This is a genomic window from Kitasatospora xanthocidica, from assembly GCF_014656195.1.
In the GTDB taxonomy this organism is placed as follows: Bacteria; Actinomycetota; Actinomycetes; order Streptomycetales; family Streptomycetaceae; genus Kitasatospora; species Kitasatospora xanthocidica.
This window is the reverse complement of record NZ_BNBY01000053.1, coordinates 1-19946: the sequence shown is the minus strand read 5'-3', so window position 1 is coordinate 19946 and position 19946 is coordinate 1. Positions and strand designations below refer to the sequence as shown.

Annotated in this window: 20 protein-coding genes; 14 read left to right on the top strand and 6 right to left on the bottom strand. The window is 75.6% G+C overall.

Annotation, left to right across the window (positions count from 1 at the left end):
- Positions 1 to 110: 110 nt before the first annotated feature.
- The 3 genes from IE332_RS39620 (at position 111) to IE332_RS39610 (ending at position 2484) form a co-directional block, all read left to right on the top strand.
- On the top strand, positions 111 to 1106 hold the full coding sequence (locus tag IE332_RS39620) for an ArsR/SmtB family transcription factor (protein WP_189926549.1): 996 nt from the start codon (positions 111 to 113) through the stop codon (positions 1104 to 1106).
- 194 nt (positions 1107 to 1300) lie between these two features.
- Entirely contained in the window at positions 1301 to 2065 is a 765-nt protein-coding gene (locus IE332_RS39615) for a class I SAM-dependent methyltransferase (RefSeq protein WP_189926547.1), read from the top strand.
- The gene (locus IE332_RS39610) at positions 2062 to 2484 is read left to right on the top strand and encodes a hypothetical protein (RefSeq protein ID WP_189926545.1); all 423 of its coding nucleotides are present in this window, start codon (positions 2062 to 2064) and stop codon (positions 2482 to 2484) included. The genes IE332_RS39615 and IE332_RS39610 overlap by 4 nt, the downstream gene beginning before the upstream one ends.
- Positions 2485 to 2688: 204 nt before the next feature.
- Here the strand turns inward: IE332_RS39610 and IE332_RS39605 are convergent, their stop codons facing one another.
- Positions 2689 to 3453 (bottom strand): alpha/beta hydrolase, encoded by a 765-nt coding sequence (locus IE332_RS39605; RefSeq protein WP_229929301.1) that lies wholly within the window; start codon positions 3451 to 3453, stop codon positions 2689 to 2691.
- A gap of 200 nt (positions 3454 to 3653) precedes the next feature.
- Here IE332_RS39605 and IE332_RS39600 point away from each other — a divergent pair, with 200 nt between their 5' ends.
- Positions 3654 to 4460: a mechanosensitive ion channel family protein gene (locus IE332_RS39600; RefSeq protein ID WP_189926541.1), complete on the top strand. Its 807-nt coding sequence runs from the start codon at positions 3654 to 3656 to the stop codon at positions 4458 to 4460.
- Between the two features lie 87 nt (positions 4461 to 4547).
- Here IE332_RS39600 and IE332_RS39595 read toward each other — a convergent pair whose 3' ends face one another.
- Positions 4548 to 4901, bottom strand: a complete 354-nt coding sequence (locus IE332_RS39595) for a DUF6401 family natural product biosynthesis protein (RefSeq protein ID WP_189926539.1) — start codon at positions 4899 to 4901, stop codon at positions 4548 to 4550.
- Positions 4902 to 5054: 153 nt separating this feature from the next.
- Between IE332_RS39595 and IE332_RS39590 the strand changes: the two genes are divergently transcribed.
- The 4 genes from IE332_RS39590 (at position 5055) to IE332_RS39575 (ending at position 8881) form a co-directional block, all read left to right on the top strand.
- Positions 5055 to 5981 carry an LLM class F420-dependent oxidoreductase gene (locus IE332_RS39590; RefSeq protein WP_189926537.1) on the top strand — a complete coding sequence of 309 codons (927 nt, stop codon included), beginning with the start codon at positions 5055 to 5057 and terminating at the stop codon, positions 5979 to 5981.
- 182 nt (positions 5982 to 6163) lie between these two features.
- Complete coding sequence (locus IE332_RS39585) at positions 6164 to 6871, top strand: AAA family ATPase (RefSeq protein WP_189926535.1); 708 nt, start codon at positions 6164 to 6166, stop codon at positions 6869 to 6871.
- A gap of 98 nt (positions 6872 to 6969) precedes the next feature.
- Complete coding sequence (locus IE332_RS39580) at positions 6970 to 7947, top strand: zinc metalloprotease (protein WP_189926533.1); 978 nt, start codon at positions 6970 to 6972, stop codon at positions 7945 to 7947.
- A gap of 94 nt (positions 7948 to 8041) precedes the next feature.
- Entirely contained in the window at positions 8042 to 8881 is an 840-nt protein-coding gene (locus IE332_RS39575) for a DNA-formamidopyrimidine glycosylase family protein (protein ID WP_189926531.1), read from the top strand.
- Positions 8882 to 9089: 208 nt separating this feature from the next.
- Here the strand turns inward: IE332_RS39575 and IE332_RS39570 are convergent, their stop codons facing one another.
- Entirely contained in the window at positions 9090 to 9725 is a 636-nt protein-coding gene (locus IE332_RS39570; RefSeq protein ID WP_189926529.1) for a nucleoside/nucleotide kinase family protein, read from the bottom strand.
- 75 nt (positions 9726 to 9800) lie between these two features.
- Positions 9801 to 11120 carry an outer membrane protein assembly factor BamB family protein gene (locus tag IE332_RS39565; RefSeq protein ID WP_189926527.1) on the bottom strand — a complete coding sequence of 440 codons (1320 nt, stop codon included), beginning with the start codon at positions 11118 to 11120 and terminating at the stop codon, positions 9801 to 9803.
- A 150-nt stretch (positions 11121 to 11270) separates the two neighbouring features.
- Here IE332_RS39565 and IE332_RS39560 point away from each other — a divergent pair, with 150 nt between their 5' ends.
- Entirely contained in the window at positions 11271 to 11837 is a 567-nt protein-coding gene (locus IE332_RS39560) for a Uma2 family endonuclease (RefSeq protein WP_189926525.1), read from the top strand.
- Positions 11838 to 11865: 28 nt separating this feature from the next.
- Here the strand turns inward: IE332_RS39560 and IE332_RS39555 are convergent, their stop codons facing one another.
- Complete coding sequence (locus tag IE332_RS39555; RefSeq protein ID WP_189926523.1) at positions 11866 to 12198, bottom strand: DUF4326 domain-containing protein; 333 nt, start codon at positions 12196 to 12198, stop codon at positions 11866 to 11868.
- A gap of 94 nt (positions 12199 to 12292) precedes the next feature.
- Between IE332_RS39555 and IE332_RS39550 the strand changes: the two genes are divergently transcribed.
- The 3 genes from IE332_RS39550 to IE332_RS39540 all read left to right on the top strand — a co-directional run bounded on the left by IE332_RS39550 (position 12293) and on the right by IE332_RS39540 (position 17501).
- On the top strand, positions 12293 to 14821 hold the full coding sequence (locus IE332_RS39550; protein ID WP_189926521.1) for a SpoIIE family protein phosphatase: 2529 nt from the start codon (positions 12293 to 12295) through the stop codon (positions 14819 to 14821).
- 220 nt (positions 14822 to 15041) lie between these two features.
- On the top strand, positions 15042 to 16709 hold the full coding sequence (locus IE332_RS39545) for a sensor histidine kinase (RefSeq protein WP_229929299.1): 1668 nt from the start codon (positions 15042 to 15044) through the stop codon (positions 16707 to 16709).
- A gap of 123 nt (positions 16710 to 16832) precedes the next feature.
- On the top strand, positions 16833 to 17501 hold the full coding sequence (locus IE332_RS39540) for a response regulator transcription factor (RefSeq protein ID WP_189926583.1): 669 nt from the start codon (positions 16833 to 16835) through the stop codon (positions 17499 to 17501).
- A 173-nt stretch (positions 17502 to 17674) separates the two neighbouring features.
- Here IE332_RS39540 and IE332_RS39535 read toward each other — a convergent pair whose 3' ends face one another.
- Positions 17675 to 17830 carry a hypothetical protein gene (locus tag IE332_RS39535; RefSeq protein ID WP_189926519.1) on the bottom strand — a complete coding sequence of 52 codons (156 nt, stop codon included), beginning with the start codon at positions 17828 to 17830 and terminating at the stop codon, positions 17675 to 17677.
- A gap of 224 nt (positions 17831 to 18054) precedes the next feature.
- Here IE332_RS39535 and IE332_RS42310 point away from each other — a divergent pair, with 224 nt between their 5' ends.
- Together IE332_RS42310 and IE332_RS39525 are read left to right on the top strand one after the other, a co-directional pair.
- A complete protein-coding gene (locus tag IE332_RS42310; protein WP_189926517.1) occupies positions 18055 to 18825 on the top strand; it encodes a LysM peptidoglycan-binding domain-containing protein in 771 nt (256 codons plus the stop codon).
- A gap of 304 nt (positions 18826 to 19129) precedes the next feature.
- Positions 19130 to 19885: an SDR family NAD(P)-dependent oxidoreductase gene (locus IE332_RS39525; protein WP_189926515.1), complete on the top strand. Its 756-nt coding sequence runs from the start codon at positions 19130 to 19132 to the stop codon at positions 19883 to 19885.
- The last annotated feature ends 61 nt before the right edge of the window (positions 19886 to 19946 follow it).

The window sequence follows — 19946 nt, the reverse complement described above, 5'->3', positions numbered from 1 at the left end:
GGGAGGCGCGGGAGCCCCAGCCTGGCCTGGGCGGCGGGCGGCGGGCAAACGATTCGGTTCTCGCCGAACGGTCTTGCGGCGCGGCCCGTCCCGGGGCGACGATCGCGGTCGTGCTGAGAATCTTCTTCGGGGCGGACGACCTGGCGCGGGTCCGGGTCGCGGAGCGTCCGGACATGTCGATGGAACTGTCACTCAGCGTGCACGCCCTGGTGAACGGGCTGCGCGATCCGCGCTTCGAGCCCTGGCGGGACCGTCTGCGGGCCTCCTGGAGCCCGCGCACCTCGCTCCTCTTCGACCTCTACACCCCCTCGGCGATCCCGGAGTTCCTCACCGTCCGGCGCGATCCGGGGGCCACCGAGAGCGCCACCGCAGCCACGCCGGAGGCGCCGCTGCGCGAGCACCTGCGCGCGGTCGGCGGAGAGCGGCAGTTGAGCGCCTTCGCGCGCGGCGTGGCGGCGGGCGACCGGCGGGCCCGCGAGGTGCTCGGCCACGTCACCGCCGAGTACCAGACCCGGGCGATCGACCCGTACCGGCGGCAGATCGAGAGCATCGTCACCACCGAGCACGGGCGCCGCCGCTGGATGACCGAGCCGGACCGGATCCTCGGCTCGCTGCACCCGGCGGTGTCCTGGCGCCGCCCGGTGCTCAGCTTCCCGCTGGCGAACGGGTGCCGGCACGACGTGCGGCTGGACGGCCGCGGACTGCTGCTCCAGCCGTGCGTGTTCGGCCCCCGCCGTCCGGTCATCGCCCGGTTCGAGGACCCCTCCCAACAGCCCGTGCTCCTCTACCCGGCCAGGATCGGTGGACCCTTGCACGCCGAGCCCGAACCGGCCCCCAGCCGGACCCTGACCGCCCTGCTCGGCCAGACCAGGGCCGCCGCCCTGGAGTCCATCGCCGTCCACGGCCCCTGCTCCACCAAGGAGTTGGCGGCCCGCCTGGGCATCTCCACCGCCTCGGCGAGCGAGCACGCCACCGTCCTCGCCGACTCCGGGCTCACCGTCAAGGGCCGCACCGGCCGGACGGTCACCCACCGGCTCACCCCGCTCGGCGAGGCGCTGCTGGCCGGCCACCTCCCCGCCCTGGGCGCGGGCCGGGAGTCCGCCTGACCGCCTGACCGCCCGCCCGCCGTGGCTCCTCCCGGGCGGCACGGCTGCGTCGGCACCCCGAGTTGAACGCGTTCAAAGGCGTGCGCCATGATGAGGGCGCGCGGGATCCCCCGGCCGCGACCTGCGGCGGCGGGAGCCCCCGTGCTGCCCCCGCCGCCCACCGGCCCCCGCCGACGCCCCACCGGAGCCGCCCGATGACCGGTCACCAAGCCTCCGGCCCCCACCCCTCCGGCGTGCGCGACGTCGTCCGCTACAACTGGCCGATGTACGCCGCCGGAACCCTCACCGCCGCCACCGGCTGGGCACTGGCCCGCCGCCTGCCCGGCCCCGCCGCCGCGCTGGCCCGGACGGCCGCCGGCGTCGCCGCCGGGTACGTCGTCAGCAGCCTCCTCGCCACCTGGGCCGTCTACGACCGCTCCGAACTCCACGGCTACCACTGGCTGCCCGCCCTCCTGCCGGACGGCCCCGGCGACCACCTGATCGTCGACACCGGCCTCAACGAGATCGGCCGCCCGCTCGCCGCACGCCACCCCGGCGCCCGCGGCCGGGTCGCCGACCTGTACGACCCGGCGACCGCCGGCGCCTCCATCCGGCGCGCCCGCGCACTCGTCCCGTCCGCCCCCGGCGGCATCCCGGCCCGCGCCGACGCCCTGCCCGCCGAAACGGCCGCGCTGGACACGGTGTTCGCCGTCTTCGCCGCCCACGAACTGCGCCGCCCCGCCGACCGCACCGCCCTCTTCGCCGAGGCCGCCCGCGCCCTGCGCCCCGGCGGGACCCTGCTGCTCGTCGAGCACCTGCGCGACACCGCCAACGCCGCCGTCTACGGCCCCGGCGCCTGGCACTTCCACTCCCGGGCTACCTGGCTCCGCCACGCCGCCGAGGCCGGCCTGCACCCGGCCACCGAGCGCCGGATCGCCGGCCTGGTCACCGCCATCGCCTTCCGGAAGCCCGTCTCATGAGCGAACTCCTCACCCTGGAAGCCCAGTTGCGCCTGGTCGGCGCCGCCCTCGTCGCGATGGGACTGGTCCACGCCGTGCTGCCCCGCGCCATCGGCTGGCCCGGGGACCTGTGCGGCACCACCCTGCTGACCCGCCAGGTCTCCTACGCCCACCTCTTCTTCATCGGGCTGGCCTGCGTCCTGCTCGGGCTGCTCCCGCTCTGCCTGGCCCCCGACCTGCTCGCGGCCGGCCGTCTCGGCACCGCCCTGCTGGCCGGCCAGACCCTCTTCTGGGGGCTGCGCTGGCTCTTCGAATTCGCCGTCTTCTCCCCGAAGCTGTGGCGCGGCGACCCCCTGCGAACCGCCGCCCACCTCGGCCTCTCCGCCCTCTGGACCTGGGTCACGGCCGTCTTCGCCACCGCCCTGTGGCACACGCTCTGAGACACGCCCGCTGAATCGGACCCGCCGAGGCACCCCGCGGCCGCCGGTGGTGTCAGGCGTCGGCCGGGTGGGCCGGGGGAAGGCCCGGTGGTTCGGCCGGGGTGTTGTCGCGGGCCCGCTCGTGGGGGTCCGGTGACAGGGGTGCGGGCCATGCTGGTGCCGGAGGTCGGCCGGGAGGCCCGGGTGAGCGGGGCGCCGGTGGTGTCAGGCGTCGGCCGGGACGGCCGGGGTGTGGCGGGGCTGGCGGGGGAGGGGGAGGGTGAGCGCCTCGGGGGAGGCGGGTGGGAGTGCGAGGGCGGAGGCGGCTTCGGCGGGCAGCGGGTGCAGGCCGAGGAGCGCGGTGGTGAGGCGGGTCGTGGCGCGGTGCCAGTCGGGGACGCGCTGGAGCATGGCGTGGCCGCTGCCGGCGACGGTGTAGCCGCAGACGCGGGCCCCGGCGGCGCGGCTGCGGGCCGCGAAGGCGCGGGTGTCGGCGGGCAGCGTGACGGTGTCGCGGTCGCCGTGCAGCAGCAGGACGTCCCGGTCGGCCAGCTGTTCGCACGGGTCCTCGGCCGGGCACCACGGGGCGAGGGCGATCAGTCCGGTGACCGAGGGGTGGCCGCCGGCCCGGAGGGCGGCACGGCCGCCCATGGAGTGGCCGATCAGGACGGTCGGTACGGGCCCGAGCCGCGCGGCCAGTTCGTCGAGCGCGGTGAGCGCGTCCCGGGCGGCGTCGGCGCGTTCGCCGTTCCAGCCGCGGTGGCGGTAGCGGACGGTGGCGACGGCGACCCCGGCGTCCGCGGTCGCCCGGGTGAGGGCGCGCAGGAAGCCGTGCATCCGCAGCAGGGGGAGGTTGAGCCGGCCGGGCCGGGCGAGGTTGTGCTCCTCGCCGCCGTGCAGCACCAGGACGGCGGCCCGGGCCCCGTCCGGGCGGGTCCGCCAGTGCAGCGCCCGGTGCCCCACCGCGCTGTCCGCCGCCGTACCGCTCACTGCCGCACCGTCCTGTTCCGTCCTGGCCCGTCGTCCGTCCCCCGGACCGCCACTGTACGCGGGCGACTCGCCGGGGCGTTCACCCGAGGGAAGCATCCCGGACGCCGGGCGCGCGCGGCCCGGACGGGGGCCTGCTATCCACGAAGGGTGGGGGGCCGTCGCGCCCGCTCGTGGCGCCGTGTCACCGAGTGGAGGACTCCGTGGCTCAGCAGCTCGCACTCTCCGTCGACTTCGGGTCGGGCTTCACCCAGGCCTGGTCCAAGATCGCGAAGGTCATTCCGCAGTTCATCGCCTTCCTGGTGATCCTGGTCATCGGCTGGTTCGTGGCGAAGGCCGTCGCCAAGGTGCTCGACCGGGTGCTGCGCAGGATCGGTTCGGAACGGGTCGCGGAGCGGTCCGGGGTGGCCGCCCGGCTGAGCGGCTCCAAGTACGACATGACCGGCATCGTCTGCAAGGTCGTCTACTACATCGTCCTGCTGATGGCGCTGCAGCTGGCGTTCGGCGTCTTCGGCCCGAACCCGATCAGCGTGATGATCCACAGCATCGTCGCCTGGCTGCCCAGGGCGATCGTCGCCGTCGTGATCGTGGTGGTCGCGATGGCCATCGCCAACGGCGTGCGCGACATCGTGGGCAACTCGCTGTCCGGCGCCTCGTACGGCCGCACGGTCGCCACCATGGCGTGGGGCTTCATCGTCGCGCTCGGTGTGATCGCCGCGCTGGGCCAGGCCGGCATCGCCACCGCGATCACCGGGCCGGTGCTGATCGCCGCGCTCGCCACCGTCGCCGGTGTGGTGGTGGTCGGTGTCGGCGGCGGCCTGATCATGCCGATGCGCCAGCGCTGGGAGCGGTGGCTGGACAGCGCCGAGCAGGAGACGGCCCGGCTGCGCGGCAGCGCCTACCAGGCCGGCCGCTCGGACGCGCTGGCCCACCAGCCGGTGCGGCCGACCACCCAGACCGGCCCGGGCACCCCGCCGGCCCCGGGCATCGAGCCCGGCGAGAACCGGTGAGCGGGCGGGCACCGGGGAACCGGTGAGCGGGCGGCAACCGGAGAACCGGTGAGCGGGCGGGCACCGGAGAACCGGTGACGGCGGGCGTCAGACCTCCAGCAGGCCCTGCTCGCGCACCAGCCAGCAGATCGCGGTCAGCCGGAGCACGGCGTAGTCGTGGCCGACCGGCTCCCGCCAGCCGATCTCGCTGAGCGCGTCCAGGAAGCCCAGCGCGTAGTCCGACAGTTCCTCACGGTCCAGGGGCCGGGGCGCGAGCTCCGGCCCCTGCGCGTACAGCAGCTCCCGCAGCATCGCGGCGTGCTGGTCGACCGCCGCGACGAAGCCGGGCTCGAAGGCGAACTCGGCCAGCCGCGGCGTGAAGGCGGCCACGATGCCGGGCAGCGGGCAGCCGGCCGGCTCGTCGGGGGAGCGCCGGAAGGATTCGTCGGGGGTCGCGAACATCCGTCCACGGTAGGCGAGCCCGGGGGCGGGAACGGCGGCCCGTGACGGTTCCGTGCTGAGACCTTGGCCACCCGTGGCGGGGTCTCGGTACGTTCCGTGGTCTGGCCGGTTCCCTGCGCTCACGACCGGGCGGTCCGTACCAGAATGGTCGGCATGGATCTCCGTGTGTTCACCGAACCGCAGCAGGGTGCGAGCTACGACACCCTCCTGAAGGTCGCCCGCACCGCCGAGGAGCTCGGCGCCTTCAGCGCCTTCTTCCGTTCCGACCACTACCTGAAGATGGGCGACGTCGACGGCCGGCCCGGCCCCACCGACGCCTGGATCACCCTGGCCGGTCTCGCCCGCGACACCAGCACCATCCGCCTCGGCACCCTGATGACCGCCGCCACCTTCCGGCTGCCCGGCGTCACCGCGATCCAGGTCGCCCAGGTCGACGCGATGAGCGGCGGCCGGGTCGAGTTCGGCCTGGGCGCCGGCTGGTACGAGGCCGAGCACACCGCGTACGGCATCCCCTTCCCGAAGGAGAAGTTCGGGCGGCTGGAGGAGCAGCTGGCGATCATCACCGGGTTGTGGAACACCAAGCTCGGCGACACCTTCGACTTCACCGGCGAGTACTACACCCTGACCGACTCGCCCGCGCTGCCCAAGCCCGTCCAGGAGCGCATCCCGGTGCTGATCGGCGGCCACGGCCCCAAGCGGACCCCGGCGCTGGCCGCCCGCTTCGCCGACGAGTTCAACCTGCCGTTCGCCTCGGTGGAGGACTCGGCCGCCCAGTTCGCCCGGGTCCGCGCCGCCGTCGAACAGGCCGGGCGCCCGGCCGACGCCGTGCTCCACTCCAACGCCCTGGTCGCCTGCGTCGGCCGGGACGACGCCGAGGTGGCCCGCCGGGCCGCCGCCATCGGCCGCTCGGTCGAGGAGCTGAAGACCGACGGCCTGGCCGGCACCCCGGACGAGGTGGCCGAGAAGATCGGCCGGTACGCGGCCGTCGGCAGCGAGCGGATCTACCTGCAGATCCTCGACCTGGACGACCTGGACCACCTGGAGCTGATCGCCTCCCGGGTCGCCCCGCAGCTCGGCTGACGGTTCCGGCCGGCCGCCCCGGGCCGCCCCGGAAAGGCTCAGGAAAGGCTCCGGGGTGGTTCCGGTCGGCCGCCGGTCGGTGACGGAACCGTCCCGAAACGGGCCCGGTCCTGCCACAGGACCGGGCCTGACCAGGCACGTCCGCACCCGCCCCGACCTCCGCCCTTTACTCGCCCTTGGGAATGCGACATGCTCCTGAGCAGGGAACGGCGGGGGGAGAACCGGTGAGCGGCACGAGAACGGTGCGGGCGGAGGTGCCGAGGGTGCCGCCGCCGCGCACCGCCGCGGAGCACGTCGTCCTGCCCCCTCCGCACGACCCGCCCGCCCTGCACCACCTGCGCGGACCCGGCCCGGCGGCGCTCCGCTACCCCGCCGGTGACCTGCTGGTCGTCACCGGACTGCCCGGCAGCGGCAAGAGCACCCTGATGCGCCGCTGCGTGCGCGCCCCGCTGATCGACTCCCAGCTGGTCCGCGAGGAGTTCGCGGCCCGGCTGCCCGGCCGCCTCCCGTACGCGCTCTACCGTCCGTTCGCCCGGCTCGCGCACTACCGGCGGCTGCGCCGGGCCGTCCTGGACGGCGGGCCGCTCGCGGTGCACGACTGCGGGACGCTGCCCTGGGTGCGGTCCTGGCTCGTCCGCGCCGCCGCCCGGCAGGGCCGCCGGGTGCACCTGCTGCTGCTCGACGTCGACCCGGCCGACGCGCTGGACGGGCAGCGGCGGCGCGGACGCGGCGTCTCCCGCTACGCCTTCGCCCGGCACCGGACCGGCGTCACCCGGCTGCGCCGGTGGATCCTCGACGCCGGCGGGCTGCCGGCCGGCTGTGCGTCGGCCGTGGTACTCGACCGGGCCGCCGCGCGCGCCCTGCGGGAGATCGACTTCACGGCGTCATAGTCTCGGCGGGTCCGCGCCGGGCACCGGGCCGGCGGGTCCGGCCGGAGCACGCCAGGGTGCGGCCGAGACCCCGTCAGACTCCCCCGTCAGGAGCGCAGATGCGCCGTACTGCCCGGGTGCGCTCGCGTGCCCCCCGCCTGTTCCCCTGTGCCGTCGCGGTGGTCGCCGCCGCCGGTCTGAGCCAGTTCGCGGCGCCCGCCCCGCAGCGGGCCGCCGCCGCGCCGACCACCGTGTGCGCCGGCGGCGCGCAGGAGGCGGGCGACGCCGCCGCCCGCAAGCCGGCCGGAAGCCCGATCGGAAAGGACCCGAACGCGGTCACCCCCGCCCAGGCCCGGGCCATGGACGACGACCTGCGCGCCCGCCTCGCCGAGCGGCGCCACACCCGCGCACCCGGCGGCACCGCCACGACGATCCCGGTGTACGTCCACGTGATCCACAACGGGGACGCCGGCCGCCTCGCCGACACCGCCGTCAACGCCCAGATCGACCACCTCAACGCGACCTACGGCGGCGACGGCGACGGCAACACCCCCACCGGCTTCCAGTTCGCGCTGGCCGGCACCGACTACACCGACAACGCCTCCTGGTACAGCGGCATCACGCCCGGCTCCTCCGCCGAGAGGGCGATGAAGAAGAAGCTGCGCACGGGCGGAGCGGGCACCCTCAACCTCTACACCGCCCACCTCGGCCAGTCCCTGCTCGGCTGGGCGACCTTCCCCGACCAGTACCGCTCGCACCCGGCCGACGACGGCGTGGTCGTGCTCGACACCTCCCTGCCCGGCGGCTCCGCCACCCACTACAACGAGGGCAACACCGCGACCCACGAGACCGGCCACTGGCTCGGCCTCTTCCACACCTTCCAGGGCGGCTGCGCGAGCCCGGGCGACTACGTGGCCGACACCCCGCCCGAGCGCAGCGCCGCCTACGGCTGCCCCGAAGGCCGGGACACCTGCACCAGCCCCGGCAAGGACCCGATCCACAACTTCATGGACTACAGCTACGACGACTGCATGACCCAGTTCACCCCGGGCCAGATCCAGCGGATGGGGGACTCCTGGACGGCCTACCGGAGCTGAGCGGCCCGGGCACCTGGCGGCCCGGGGGCGGTGCGGCCCGGGGACGGGGCCCAACCGGGCCGCGCCGGGCCGTCGCGCGGACCAGAATGGAGGCATGCCAGAAGGTGACTCCGTCTACCGCGTGGCGGCCCGGCTGCACGAGGCCCTGGCCGGCCGACTGCTGACCAGCGCCGACCTCCGGGTGCCCGCCCACGCCACCGCCGACCTCGCCGGCCGCCGGGTGCTGGAGGTCGCCCCGCGCGGCAAACACCTCCTCGCCCGGCTCGAAGGCGGCCTCACCCTCCACACCCACCTGCGGATGGACGGCCGCTGGGAGGTCTACCGCCCCGGCGAACAGTGGACCGGCGGCCCCGCCTGGCAGATCCGGGCCGTCCTCGGCACCGACGGGGGCACCGCCGTCGGCTACCGGCTGCCCGTCGTCGAACTGCTGCGCACCACCGACGAACGGCGCGCCGTCGGCCACCTCGGCCCCGACCTGCTCGGCCCCGACTGGGACCCGGTCGAAGCCGTCCGCCGGCTCCTCGCCCGCCCGTCCCGCCCGGTCGTCGAGGCCCTGCTCGACCAGCGCAACCTGGCCGGGATCGGCAACGTCTACGCCAACGAGCTGTGCTTCGTCGCCGGCGTGACGCCGTGGACCGAGGTCGGTGAACTCCCGCACCCCGACCGGCTGGTGGAGCGCGCCCGGCAGATGCTGGAGGCCAACAAGCTGCGCCCCGGCCACATCACCACCGGCGACACCCGGCCCGGCTACCAGCACTGGGTCTACGGCCGGGCCGGACGGCCCTGCCCGCGCTGCGTCACCCCCGTGGTGAGCGGGCGTCAGGGCGAGCCCCCGCGCGACCGGTCGGTGTACTGGTGCCCGTACTGCCAGCGCGGCCCGGCCCCGGCCCCGACGCAAGCCCGCGCCGGGCGGGGGAGGGCGCCCGGGCGGTGAGACGGGGCGGGGCCCGTCTTCGAACCCCCTCCCGCCGGGCGACGCTCCCCAGCCTCCGGCCGGGAGGTGCCCCCCTCCTCCGCCTTGCGATGCACGCACCCCGACGCCGCCCCGCTCGCCGCTCCGGGTGGACGACGGGGGCTCGAAGACGGGCCCCAGGGGAGAAGGGGAGTCAGGGGGAGAGGGGGAGTCAGGGGGAGAGGGGGAGTCAGGGCCGCTCGACCAGGGCGGGGTGGCGGGGGTCGTCCACCCGGACGGTGAGGTCGGCGAGTTCGGCGGGGTCGGTCTCGGCCTCGTAGCGGGCGAAGGCCGGCAGGGTCCACCGCTGGTCGGCGGGGGTGCGGCGGGCCAGGGCGGCCGGGGTGAGCGCGAGGTGGACGGTCAGGTCCAGCGGCAGCCAGCGGCCGAGCAGCAGCGGACCGTCCAGCAGCAGCACCCCGTTCGGCGGGAGCCGGGTGTACGGGGCGCGGGTGGAACGGTCCGTCACCGGGTCGCGCAGGGTCGGCAGGACACGGCCGCTGCCGCCCGGCTCCAGCGGGTCGAGGACCTCGCGCAGCAGGGCGCCGTCGTCCAGCCAGAGGTCGTGGAAGGCGTCCGCGTCCCGGTGGCCGTACTCCAGCCGGATCGAGGCCGGGCGCAGGAAGTCCGCCGCCGACACCCGCAGCGTGGGGCGGCCGCGCAGCCGCAGCGGCTCCACCAGGGCGTCGGCGAGGGCCTCGGGGCGGGCGGCCGCGGCGCCGTCCACGGCCACCCGCAGCCGGCGTCCGGCGGCGTCGGGCAGGGCGGTGATGCGGTCGACGAGCAGCTCGGCCAGGTTGTCGGGGGAGATCGGGCGCACCCGCATCGGGTCCTCCTGCCGTTTTCGTCGGGGTCGCTCGGGTCGGCGCGGGCGAGGGCCCGGGCTCGTGCTCAGGCTCGTTCAGGCCAGCGGGAGGGCGTACAGGATGTCGTCGTGGCCGGCGTAGAGGTGCTGCCCGTCGGCGGCGACGGTCCAGACGTCCTTGCCCGGGCCGGAGTCGTGGAAAGTCCACGCCGGCTCGCCGGTCGCGGTGTGGATCGCGCAGACCCCGCCGGCCGCCGGACCCGGCACGAACAGCATGTCGCCGACGACCCGCGGACGGCTGCGGCGGTCCAGCAGGAACGGCAGTCGGCAGGACCAGAGCACCGCGCCGGTGGTCGCGTCGTGGCAGGTGACGACGCCGTGGTCGGTCGGGACGTACACCTGGGGGCCGTCCGGGACGGGCGGCAGCGCCCGCCAGGACTCGCCCCGGGCGGGGGAGTAGGTCCAGCCGGGTTCGCCGGCGGGGCTCAGCTTGCGCACGCCACCGTTGCCGTCGGGGACGTAGACCTTCTGCCGGTCGGTGGCGCACCAGCGCAGGTCCTCGTCGCCGGGGGCGGTCCACAGTTCGCGGCCGGTGTCGGAGTCCCGGGCCACCAGCTCGGCGCGGTTGCCGAGGAAGCGGACGCAGGCCAGGAGGTGGCCGCCGACATCGACGGCGGGGGTGACCGGCTGCTCCTCGTGCTCGGTGCGGACGGACCAGAGGACGTAGCGGTCGGTGACCCGCAGGGCGAACAGCCGGTTGTCCGACGGGGTGCCGTCGGCCCGGGGGCGCCCCCAGGAGTAGCCGTAGAGGACACCGCGGTCGTAGCCGGTGAGCCGGGTGTCGCCCTGCAGGTCGTCGGGCAGCGGCAGGCTCCAGTCGGCGGCGGGGTCGGTGAGGTGGCGGGCCTCCAGGTGGCCCTGGTAGGTGGTGGTGAAGAGCTGCTCGGGGCCGAGCACGACCTTGCCGAGCAGGTCGAGGTCGCTGGGCCAGTCGCGGGAGGGCGGCGGGTCGAAGACCAGCAGCCGGGCGGCGGTGCCCCGGACCGGGTCGAGGACCTGCAGGCCGTTCCTGGAGAGGTAGACGGGGCGGCCCGGCGGGTCGGTGAGCCGCTCGGGGGTCATCGCCTCGGGGCCCCGGTAGGTCCAGAGCGGGGTCGGGCCGGAGACGGCGGTCGGCCGGGGCCTGGGCGGCGCCGGAGCGGGCGGCGACCCGTCGGCACCCGAACGGCTCAACGCCCAGACGGCCCCACCCGCCGCGAGCACCCCGGCCCCGAGCAGCATCCGGCGCCGGCTCAGCCACGGCCCGTCCCCGCCCCCGCCGATCACGTCCCCGGGCGCCTCGCCCTCGCCGCCTTCCTCCCCGTCCCACTGCCACGACGTCCCGTGCGAGGGCTCCTCGGACGACGGCGACTGCATATACGCTCTCGCTTCCCCACCGGCGGCCCCGCGCCGCCACTCGCCCGGAGGATATCGAACAGTCCGCGAACTGCCCGGAATCGCCGTAACGCCCGTACTAGGCTGAGGCGCACAGCACCAGGCCCGCTCACCGCCCAGGGGAGGTACGCCGTGACGGCCGAGATGATCGCACCCGAGTGGATGCACCGGCAGATCACCAGCGAGCAGTACGACTCCTGGACCGACGAGCAGTGCGCGGGCATCGAGATCGTCGACGGGATGGTGATCGTGTCCCCGAGCGCTTCCAAGCGGCACAACCGGCTCGCCCGGCTCCTGGCGAACGTGCTGGACGAGGCGGGAGGCGTCGAGTGGAACGCCGACACCGACTTCGACGTGCGGCTGCAGGACGTGCCGCTGAACAACCGCCGACCGGACGTGGTGGTCTACCGCGCGGACACCATCGACGAGTCGCCGACCAGACCCGACCACGTGCTGCTGCTGGTCGAGGTGGTCTCGCCGGGCTCGGAGACCACCGACCGGGTGGTCAAGCTCGACCAGTACGCCAAGGCCGGCATCCCGTTCTACTGGCGGGTCGAACAGGCCGCGGGCCGCGTGCCGGTCGTCCACACCTACGTGCTGGACGCGGCCGCGGGGACGTACCGGGCGGGGGAGCTGTTCACCGGGCTGGTCAAGGCCGTGGTGCCGTACCCGGTGGAGCTGGACCTCTCCGGACTCTGAGGGGCCCGGCGCAACAGGGGACGTGTCCTCAGGGCTTCGCCGGGGGGTGGTCGGCGAGGTCGGCGAGGACGTCGGCGTGGCAGGGGAGCGGGGCGCACCAGCAGCCGAGGCAGTGGCCGCGCAGGGGCGGGACGAGGGCGAGCAGGTCGGGGCGGGCGAGGAGGTAGGCGCGGTACTCGGCGACCATCTCCTCCCGGGTGAGGTCGGGGCCCGGGCGGTAGGGGCAGTTCAGGGGGGATTCCGCGAGGTGCCAGCCGCCGCGGTGCACGGCGCGGCCGACGTAGACGACGTCCTGGTAGCCGGGGTCGTCGCGGTGGCCCTTCAGGTTGACCACGGTGGTGCGGCGGGTGGTGCTCGGCATGCCGTCCATGCTGGTGCAAGCGGGGCGGTCCGGCAGCCCGGGGCGGGGGCCGCTCCGCCTTGACACCGTTCCGGGCCCGGCGTAGCAAAAGAGCATGTGCCATCCGCACGCGACCGGTGGGGCCCCTGGGGCGCGGTCCGGGCCGGACCTGCCGCGGGAGCCGGGCGCCGACGCGGAGGTGCGCCGGGCGGTCCCGGCAGCCGTGCCGGAGAAGGCCCGGCCGGCGGACCTCCGGCGGGACGAGCTGCTCGCCGACGCCGTGCGCGGGGTGCTCGGGCGCACCGGGGCGTACGGGGCGATGGTGTTCCTGCGCTCGCGGGCCGGCCGGTCGCTGGTGCTGCGGACCGTCGCGGGGGTGCCGCTGTCGGTGATGCGACCGTTCCGGCAGATCGCGGAGGCCGGGCCGCTGCCGGTCGCGGTCTGCTTCCGGACGGGGCACCGGATCGTGCTCTCGGACAGCGAGGACACCATGCGGCGCTTCCCGCAGCTCGCGGTGGGCCTGCCGTACGACTTCGCCTCGGCCTGCGTGCCGGTGGGCCTCGGCCCCGACCGGTTCGGGGTGCTGAGCGCGTTGTGGCCCGCCTCGGACGACGGGGTGCCGGCGGCCGACGTCGCGGAGCTCACGGCGGTGGCGGACCGGCTGGGCGCCGGGCTGGCCGGGCTGGCGGCGGACTGGCGGTCGGTGGAGCCGGACGGGGAGGCGACGGTGGTCGAGCTGCCGCCGCCGTCGGTGCCGGCCACCCGGGTCGGGCTGTTCGACTGGAACGTGGCGACCGGGGCGCTCGCCACCGACGAGCGGTTCCTGGAGATCTTCGGCTTCGGCCCGGGCGAGTTCGACGGGACGGTGGCGGCCCTGAACCGCCGGGTCGCGCCGGGCGACCTGTCGGCGTTCCGGACCGCCGCCCGGACCGCGCTGGACCACGGAGAGGTGCTCGCCGCCCGGGTCCGGGTGCTCGGGCCGGACGGCGAGCCGTACCCGGTGGAACTCTGGGCGCGGGTGCCCACCGCGATCTCGGACGGCCGGACCCACCTGGTGGGCGCGGTGCTGGACACCCGGAGGCTGACCGCCGCCGCGGCCGCCGTGGAGCGGCTGCGCGAGGGCGTGTTCTCGCTCGACCTGGACGGCCGGATCACCTACGCCAACCGCGCCACCGAGCCGCTGCTGCTGGCCCGCCGCGAGGACCTGATCGGCCGGCACCCCTGGGAGGTGCTGCCCTGGCTCGCCGACCCCTTCTACGAGAACCGCCACCGCGCGGCGCTGCTCTCCCAGCGGCCCACGGCCTTCCTGGCGTCCCGTCCGCCGGGCGGCTGGCTCGCCTTCTCCCTCTACCCCGACGCGCACGGCGTCACCGGCCGGGTGGTCGCCGCCGAGTCCCCGTCCGGCGAGGCCGAGCCGCCGGCCACCCCGCCGCCCGCCGCCCTGACCGGCCTGGGCGGCACCCACCACCTGCTGCAGCTCGCCAGCGCGCTCACCGAGGCGGTCACCGTGCGGGACGTGTGCCGGGCCGTCGCCGAGGAGATCCTGCCGGCCTTCGGCGGCCAGGAACTCGCCATCTACACGGTGCGCGATCAGCAGCTGCAGCTGGTCTCGCAGTCCGGCTACCCGGACGGCTTCCTGGACACCTTCGAGGGCACCCCGATCGACGCCCGCGTCCCCGGCGCGGAGACGCTCAGCACCGGCACGCCGATCTTCTTCGAGTCGGTGCGCGAACTCGCCACCGCCTACCCCGGCCTGGCCCTGGACGAGATGGGCGCCTGGGCCTTCCTGCCGCTGATCGCCTCCGGCCGCCCGGTCGGCAGCTGCATCCTCGGCTTCGACCGCCCGCGCCCGTTCACCGTCGAGGAGCGCGGGCTGCTCACCGCCCTCGGCGGCTTCATCGCCCAGGCACTGGAGCGCGCCCGGCTGTACGACGCCGAGTTCGCGCTGGCCCGCGGCCTGCAGCAGGCGCTGCTGCCGCACCGGCTGCCCGAGGTGCCCGGCATCCGGATCACCGCCCGCTACCTGCCCGGCACCCAGGGGATGGAGATCGGCGGCGACTGGTACGACGCGATCGTCACCGGCGGCGACGTCACCCTGGTGATCGGGGACGTCGAGGGCCACAACGTCGCCGCCGCCGCCGCGATGGGCCAGCTGCGCAGCGCCGTCCGCGCCTTCGCGACCGGCGACGACCCGCCCGACCAGGTGCTCGCCCGCACCAACCGGCTGCTGCTCGACCTCGACCCCGGACTGCTCGCCAGCTGCTGCCTGGTCCGGCTCACCCCCGCGGACGGCACCGCCCGGATCGCCCGGGCCGGACACCTGCCGCCGGTGCTGCGCCACCCGGACGGACGGGCCGAGGCGCTGTACGTGCCGGGCGGGCCGCTGCTCGGGGTGGACGAGCGGGCCGAGTACCCGGTCAGCGAGGTGCGGCTGCGGCCGGGCTCGCTGCTCGCCCTCTACACGGACGGGCTGGTGGAGGACCCGGCGGTGGCGATCGACCAGGGCGTGGACCGGCTGCGGGCCGCCATGGCCCGGGCGGAGGAGGGGGAGGGGCTGGAGGAGGCGGCGGAACGGCTGCTGCGCGAGGTCGGCTCGACCCGCCGGGTGGACGACGTGGCGCTGCTGCTGACGGCCTTCGGCTGAGGGGCCGGGGGCCGGGGGCCGGGGGGCCGGGGAGGCTGAGGGGCTGAGGGCGCCGGAGCCGGCCGGGTCGGTCGTCCGGGGGAGGCCCGCCCGGATGCCGACCGCGGGGGCCGACCGCTGGTGCCGACCACGGCGGCCGCTCCGACCGGCGACTTTCGTCGGCACCGGCGGCGACGAAGGTGGACGGCGGGGGTGCCGGCCGGACGGTTAGCCTCGACGGGTGGATGCGATCGCGCGGGCCTGGAAGACGGCGGTACGGACGGCGCTGCCGGGGCCCTGGCGGCCCCGGCGGGTGGTGGGCGAGGCCCTGCTCGCCCTGCTGATGGGCACGTTCGCCGCCCTGCTGGAGGTCCTGGCCGGCTCCGGCCTGGCGGTGCCCTTCGGCCTCGGCGTCACCGTGCTCTGGGTGCTGCGGCGCGGGCTGCCGGCCACCGTGCTGCTGGCCGCCTCGGCCGCCACCGGCTGGTCCGGGGGGCCGGTGCTGCTGCTGATCTGCGCCGGCTGGGCGGCCGGGGCGCGGATCCGCCGGGTCTGGACGCTGGTCGGCACCTTCGTCCTGGGCTGGGCGCTGTTCACCGTCACGGGCGTGTGGAAGGACGCCGCCTCCGTCTCGCCGAAGCTGGTGCTCGGGGTGTCGCTCGGCGGTTTCCTGGTGCTCGCCGTGCTGCCCGCGCTCTACGGCCGGTACCGGGCGCAGCGGCGCGCCCTGCTGGACGCGCTGCGCGACCGCAACGACCAGTTGCTGCGCGAGCGGGTCATGGTGGTGCACCAGGCGCGGCTGCGCGAGCGGCACCGGATCGCCCAGGACATGCACGACAGCCTGGGCCACCAGCTGGCGCTGATCTCGGTGCACTCGGGCGCGCTGGAGGTCGACCGGACGCTCACCGACCGGCAGCGGGAGGCGGTCGGGGTGCTGCGGCAGGCGGCGGTCGCGGCGATGCGCGAGCTGCGCGAGGTGGTCGGGGTGCTGCACGACGAGTCGACGGCGGTGCCGCCCGCGCCGGGGGCCGCGGCCGCCGGGCCCGCCCGGGGCGGGGTGGAGGGGATCGACGCGCTGGTGGAGTCCTCCCGGACGGCCGGCGCGGAGGTCGTCCTCAGCCGGGAGGGCGAGCGGCGCCCGCTGCCGGCCGCGGTCGATCACGCGGCGTACCGGATCGTGCAGGAGGCGCTCACCAACGCGCACAAGCACGCCCCCGGCGCGCCGATCGGGGTCGCGCTCCGGTACGAGCCGGACGCGCTGGTGGTGGAGGTGACCAACACGCGCGCGCCGGAGCTGGTGGGCGTGCGCGCCGGGGCGGGCGCCGCCGTGAGCGGCGGTCAGGGGCTGACGGGGTTGCGGGAGCGCGCCCGGCTGGTCGGCGGCATGGTGCACGCCGGGCAGACGCCCGAGCAGGGCTTCCGGCTGGCCGCCGTGCTGCCGTACGAGGCGGCCGAGGGCGGGAAGGAGGACGCGGCGGCCGCGGGCGAGGACGACTGGGTGTTCGAGGGCCTGCCGCCGGCCGAGGACGGCGGCGGGAAGCGCCGGAGCCCGGCCATGGGCTGCGCGGTCGGCGTGGTCGGGGTCGGGGTGGTCCTGCTGGGGCTGCTGGTCTGGGGCGTGGTCGCCTTCACCGACGGCACCCGCGACGCGACGGTGAAGAAGGAGCGGTACGACCGGATCCAGGTCGGTACGGCGGAGTCCGCCGTGCTGCGCGAGCTGCCGCCCGGCAACAACCTCTTCACCTCCGAGTACAAGGGCACCGGGCCGACTCCGCCGGAGGGCGCGGCCTGCCGCTGGTACCTGCTGGACGGAGCGCCCGGCGAGTCCTGGAACGACGAGCACGTGGCGCGGTTCTGCTTCAAGGACGGGGTGCTGGTGGAGAAGCAGGAGTACGTCAGCAAGAACTGACCGCGCACCCGCCCGGACCGGGGACCGGGGGCTGGCGGACCGGGGGGACCGGCGGTCCGGGCGGGTCGGCGGGATGTGAGGATGGTGCCGCAGCCGAAGCACCGTTCGAGGGGAATGACCAGCGTGATCCGAGTCCTCGTCGCCGACGACGAGCCGCTCATCCGGGCCGGGATCAGGATGATCCTCGGCTCCGCCGACGACATCGAGGTGGTCGCCGAGGCCGCCGACGGGCGGGAGGCGCTGGAGCTGGCGCGGGCGCACCGGGTGGACGTGGTGCTGCTGGACATCCAGATGCCGGTGATGGACGGTCTGACGGCGCTCGGGGAGCTGGCGAGGGTCGCCCCCGGCGCGCGGGCGCTGATCCTCACCACCTTCGGGGAGCGCGAGAACGTCCTGCGCGCCGTGACCGAGGGCGGCGCCGGGTTCCTGCTCAAGGACACCGCGCCGAACGAGCTGATCCAGGCCGTCCGGGCGGCGGCCGGCGGGAACGCCTTCCTGTCCCCGGCGGCCACCCGGCACATCGTGGACTCGCTGGCGGCCGGGCACAGCGGCTCGCTGGCCGCCCGCAGCGCCGCGGCCCGGCGCCGGCTGGAGGTGCTCACCGAGCGCGAGCTGGAGGTGCTGGGGCTGCTCGGCGAGGGCCTGTCCAACGCCGACGCGGGAGCCCGGATCCACATGAGCGAGGCGACGGTGAAGACCTACGTGAGCCGGATCCTGGCCAAGCTGGGCTGCGAGAACCGGGTCCAGGCGGCGCTGCTGGCGCGGGACGCGGAGCTCGGCGGACGGAACTGAGCGCGTTCGTCTCGCCACGGAACGTGTCGGGTGTGGTGGATGCCACCCGGCGGCCCCGCGGAACCGGGAACTCCGGGTGCGGTGGTGACGGTCCGTCAGTCATTCGTTGCGATGAGTCGATGGTGTGCCGACTCTGACGAATGGACAGGTGTGAGCGAGGGCACGGAAATTGATCATTCGATCTTGAAAATGCTGACAAACCTGGTCGAACCGGGCGCACTTTCTTGATCGATACCGCCGGTAACAGTCAACTGACCTGCGATGTCGAAGAATTGCTTGCTGCGCCCCGGGGATGCCCCTAGCTTCATTGGCGGCGCAACGAGCGCCACCCGGGTTCACCCCGACGCACCGCCCGCCGACTGACCCACGGCGCGAGGGCGGCGCCCGCCGACCAGGCCGGCTCTGACGAGGCCGACGGCGAGCCGAGGTGACCGGGGCGGCACGACACGTCCGACGCGTGTCCGGCCGCCCGTCGAGTGAGGTGCGCGAAACCACGGCCCGTGTCCCGGGCTTGGTTCCGCCTGCCCGCCCGGGGCTTGTCGAGAGGACCTACATGACTCCCCGTCACGAGACCGCCGCCACCACCGAGACCACCGTCACCAAGCGCAACCGCGTGCGGATGGCGGTCGTCGCGGGCGCCGCAGCCGCGGCCCTGCCGGTGGTCGGCCTCGTCACGGCCACCTCGGCCTCCGCCGCACCCGCCTCCTCCTGGGACTCCGTCGCCCAGTGCGAGAGCGGCGGCAACTGGAGCATCAACACCGGCAACGGGTTCCACGGTGGGCTCCAGTTCTCCCCCAGCACCTGGAAGGCGTACGGCGGCACCGCCTACGCCCCCCAGGCCAACCAGGCGAGCAGGGCGCAGCAGATCGCCGTCGCCGAGAAGGTGCTCGCCTCGCAGGGTCCGGGCGCCTGGCCGGTCTGCTCGAAGAAGGCCGGTCTGAGCAAGGGCGGTGCCCCCGCCGCCCCGGACACGGCCGATGACGCGAAGCCGGCCGCCAAGCCCGCCCCCAAGGCCGCCAAGCCGCCGGTGAAGGCGGCCAAGCCCGCCACCGCGCCGGCCCCGGCGGCCAAGCAGCAGGCCGCCAAGCCCGCCCCCAGGGCCGCCGACCCGGCGCAGGGCCGGCCGTCGGCCAAGCCGGCGCAGTCCGCGCCGGTCACGGAGAAGAACACCGCGGGCGACAGCTACACCGTCCGGAGCGGCGACACCCTCAGCGACATCGCCGCCCGGTTCGGCGTCGACACCGACCGGCTGTACGGAAAGAACGTGCAGGTCATCGGCGGTGACCCGGACCTGATCTTCCCGGGTCAGACGCTGACCGTCTGACGGATCCTCCGCACACCCCTCCGCCGCGGGCCCTGCCTCAGCCTCGGGGCGCGTCTTGCGGAACCACGCGAAACCCGGCCGAGCGGCCGCCCCTGCCCGGGGGCGGCCGCTCGGCTCGCCGCGTTTCGGAGCGGCGCGGTGGCAGCTGCTCGGACCACCGGCGGGCGGCGTGCACGCCGGGGTACGGGGGCGTTCCCTGGTGTAGTTGAACGTTGAACGCAACGTCTGAATACCGCCGGAGGTTTGCGGCGCCCGGGACCAGGATCGAGTCATGTCCGAGATCGGAACGAGGAGTTCTGGAGATATGACGATGAACGGAACCGCGGTGCTCGACGGCAAGGCGGCCCTGGTGACCGGCGGCAGCCGGGGGATCGGCGCGGCGGTCGCGCTGCGGCTGGCCGAGGACGGCGCCGACGTGGTGGTGACCTACCAGGGCGGTGCCGAGCGCGCCGAGGAGGTCGTCGCGAAGATCACCGCGATGGGGCGGACCGGCTGGGCCGTCCGCGCGGACAGCGCCGACCCGCAGGCGGTGGGGGCCGCGGTGGCGGCCGTCGCCGAGCGGTTCGGGCGGCTGGACGTCCTGGTGAACAACGCCGGGGTCGGCGCCCTCGGCCCGATCGGCGAGCTGGCCCTCGACGACGTCGACCGGGTGCTGGAGGTGAACGTCCGGGCGCCCTTCCTGTTCGCGCAGGCCGCCTCCGCACACCTGGCCGAGGGCGGACGGATCGTCACCATCGGCAGCTGCATGGCCAAGCGGGTCGCCTTCCCCGGCGGCACGCTGTACGCGACCAGCAAGGCCGCGCTGATCGGGCTCACCAAGGCGCTCGCCCGCGAGCTCGGTCCGCGCGGGATCACCGCCAACCTGGTCCACCCGGGCCCGATCGACACCGACCTGAACCCGGCCGACGGCCCGTCGGCGGAGTTCCAGGCCGGGCTCACCGCACTCGGCCGCTTCGGCACCGGCGCGGAGGTCGCGGCCGCCGTCGCCTACCTGGTCGGCGAGGACGGCCGGTACGTCACGGGCGCGGAGCTGGCGGTGGACGGCGGCTTCGCGGCCTGAGGCACGCAGCCCCGGTCCCGACCGCCCGGCCCGTGGCGCGCGCCGGCGCGCGCCACGGGCC

Coding starts and splice junctions, on each gene's coding strand:
- IE332_RS39550 (WP_189926521.1), top strand. CDS start 12,293: ATGTGCCATCCGCACGCGACCGGTGGGGCCCCTGGGGCGCGGTCCGGG.
- IE332_RS39595 (WP_189926539.1), bottom strand. CDS start 4,901: ATGTTCGCGACCCCCGACGAATCCTTCCGGCGCTCCCCCGACGAGCCG.
- IE332_RS39575 (WP_189926531.1), top strand. CDS start 8,042: ATGCCAGAAGGTGACTCCGTCTACCGCGTGGCGGCCCGGCTGCACGAG.
- IE332_RS39555 (WP_189926523.1), bottom strand. CDS start 12,198: ATGCCGAGCACCACCCGCCGCACCACCGTGGTCAACCTGAAGGGCCAC.
- IE332_RS39590 (WP_189926537.1), top strand. CDS start 5,055: ATGGATCTCCGTGTGTTCACCGAACCGCAGCAGGGTGCGAGCTACGAC.
- IE332_RS42310 (WP_189926517.1), top strand. CDS start 18,055: ATGACTCCCCGTCACGAGACCGCCGCCACCACCGAGACCACCGTCACC.
- IE332_RS39525 (WP_189926515.1), top strand. CDS start 19,130: ATGACGATGAACGGAACCGCGGTGCTCGACGGCAAGGCGGCCCTGGTG.
- IE332_RS39615 (WP_189926547.1), top strand. CDS start 1,301: ATGACCGGTCACCAAGCCTCCGGCCCCCACCCCTCCGGCGTGCGCGAC.
- IE332_RS39610 (WP_189926545.1), top strand. CDS start 2,062: ATGAGCGAACTCCTCACCCTGGAAGCCCAGTTGCGCCTGGTCGGCGCC.
- IE332_RS39580 (WP_189926533.1), top strand. CDS start 6,970: ATGCGCCGTACTGCCCGGGTGCGCTCGCGTGCCCCCCGCCTGTTCCCC.
- IE332_RS39585 (WP_189926535.1), top strand. CDS start 6,164: ATGCGACATGCTCCTGAGCAGGGAACGGCGGGGGGAGAACCGGTGAGC.
- IE332_RS39570 (WP_189926529.1), bottom strand. CDS start 9,725: ATGCGGGTGCGCCCGATCTCCCCCGACAACCTGGCCGAGCTGCTCGTC.
- IE332_RS39565 (WP_189926527.1), bottom strand. CDS start 11,120: ATGCAGTCGCCGTCGTCCGAGGAGCCCTCGCACGGGACGTCGTGGCAG.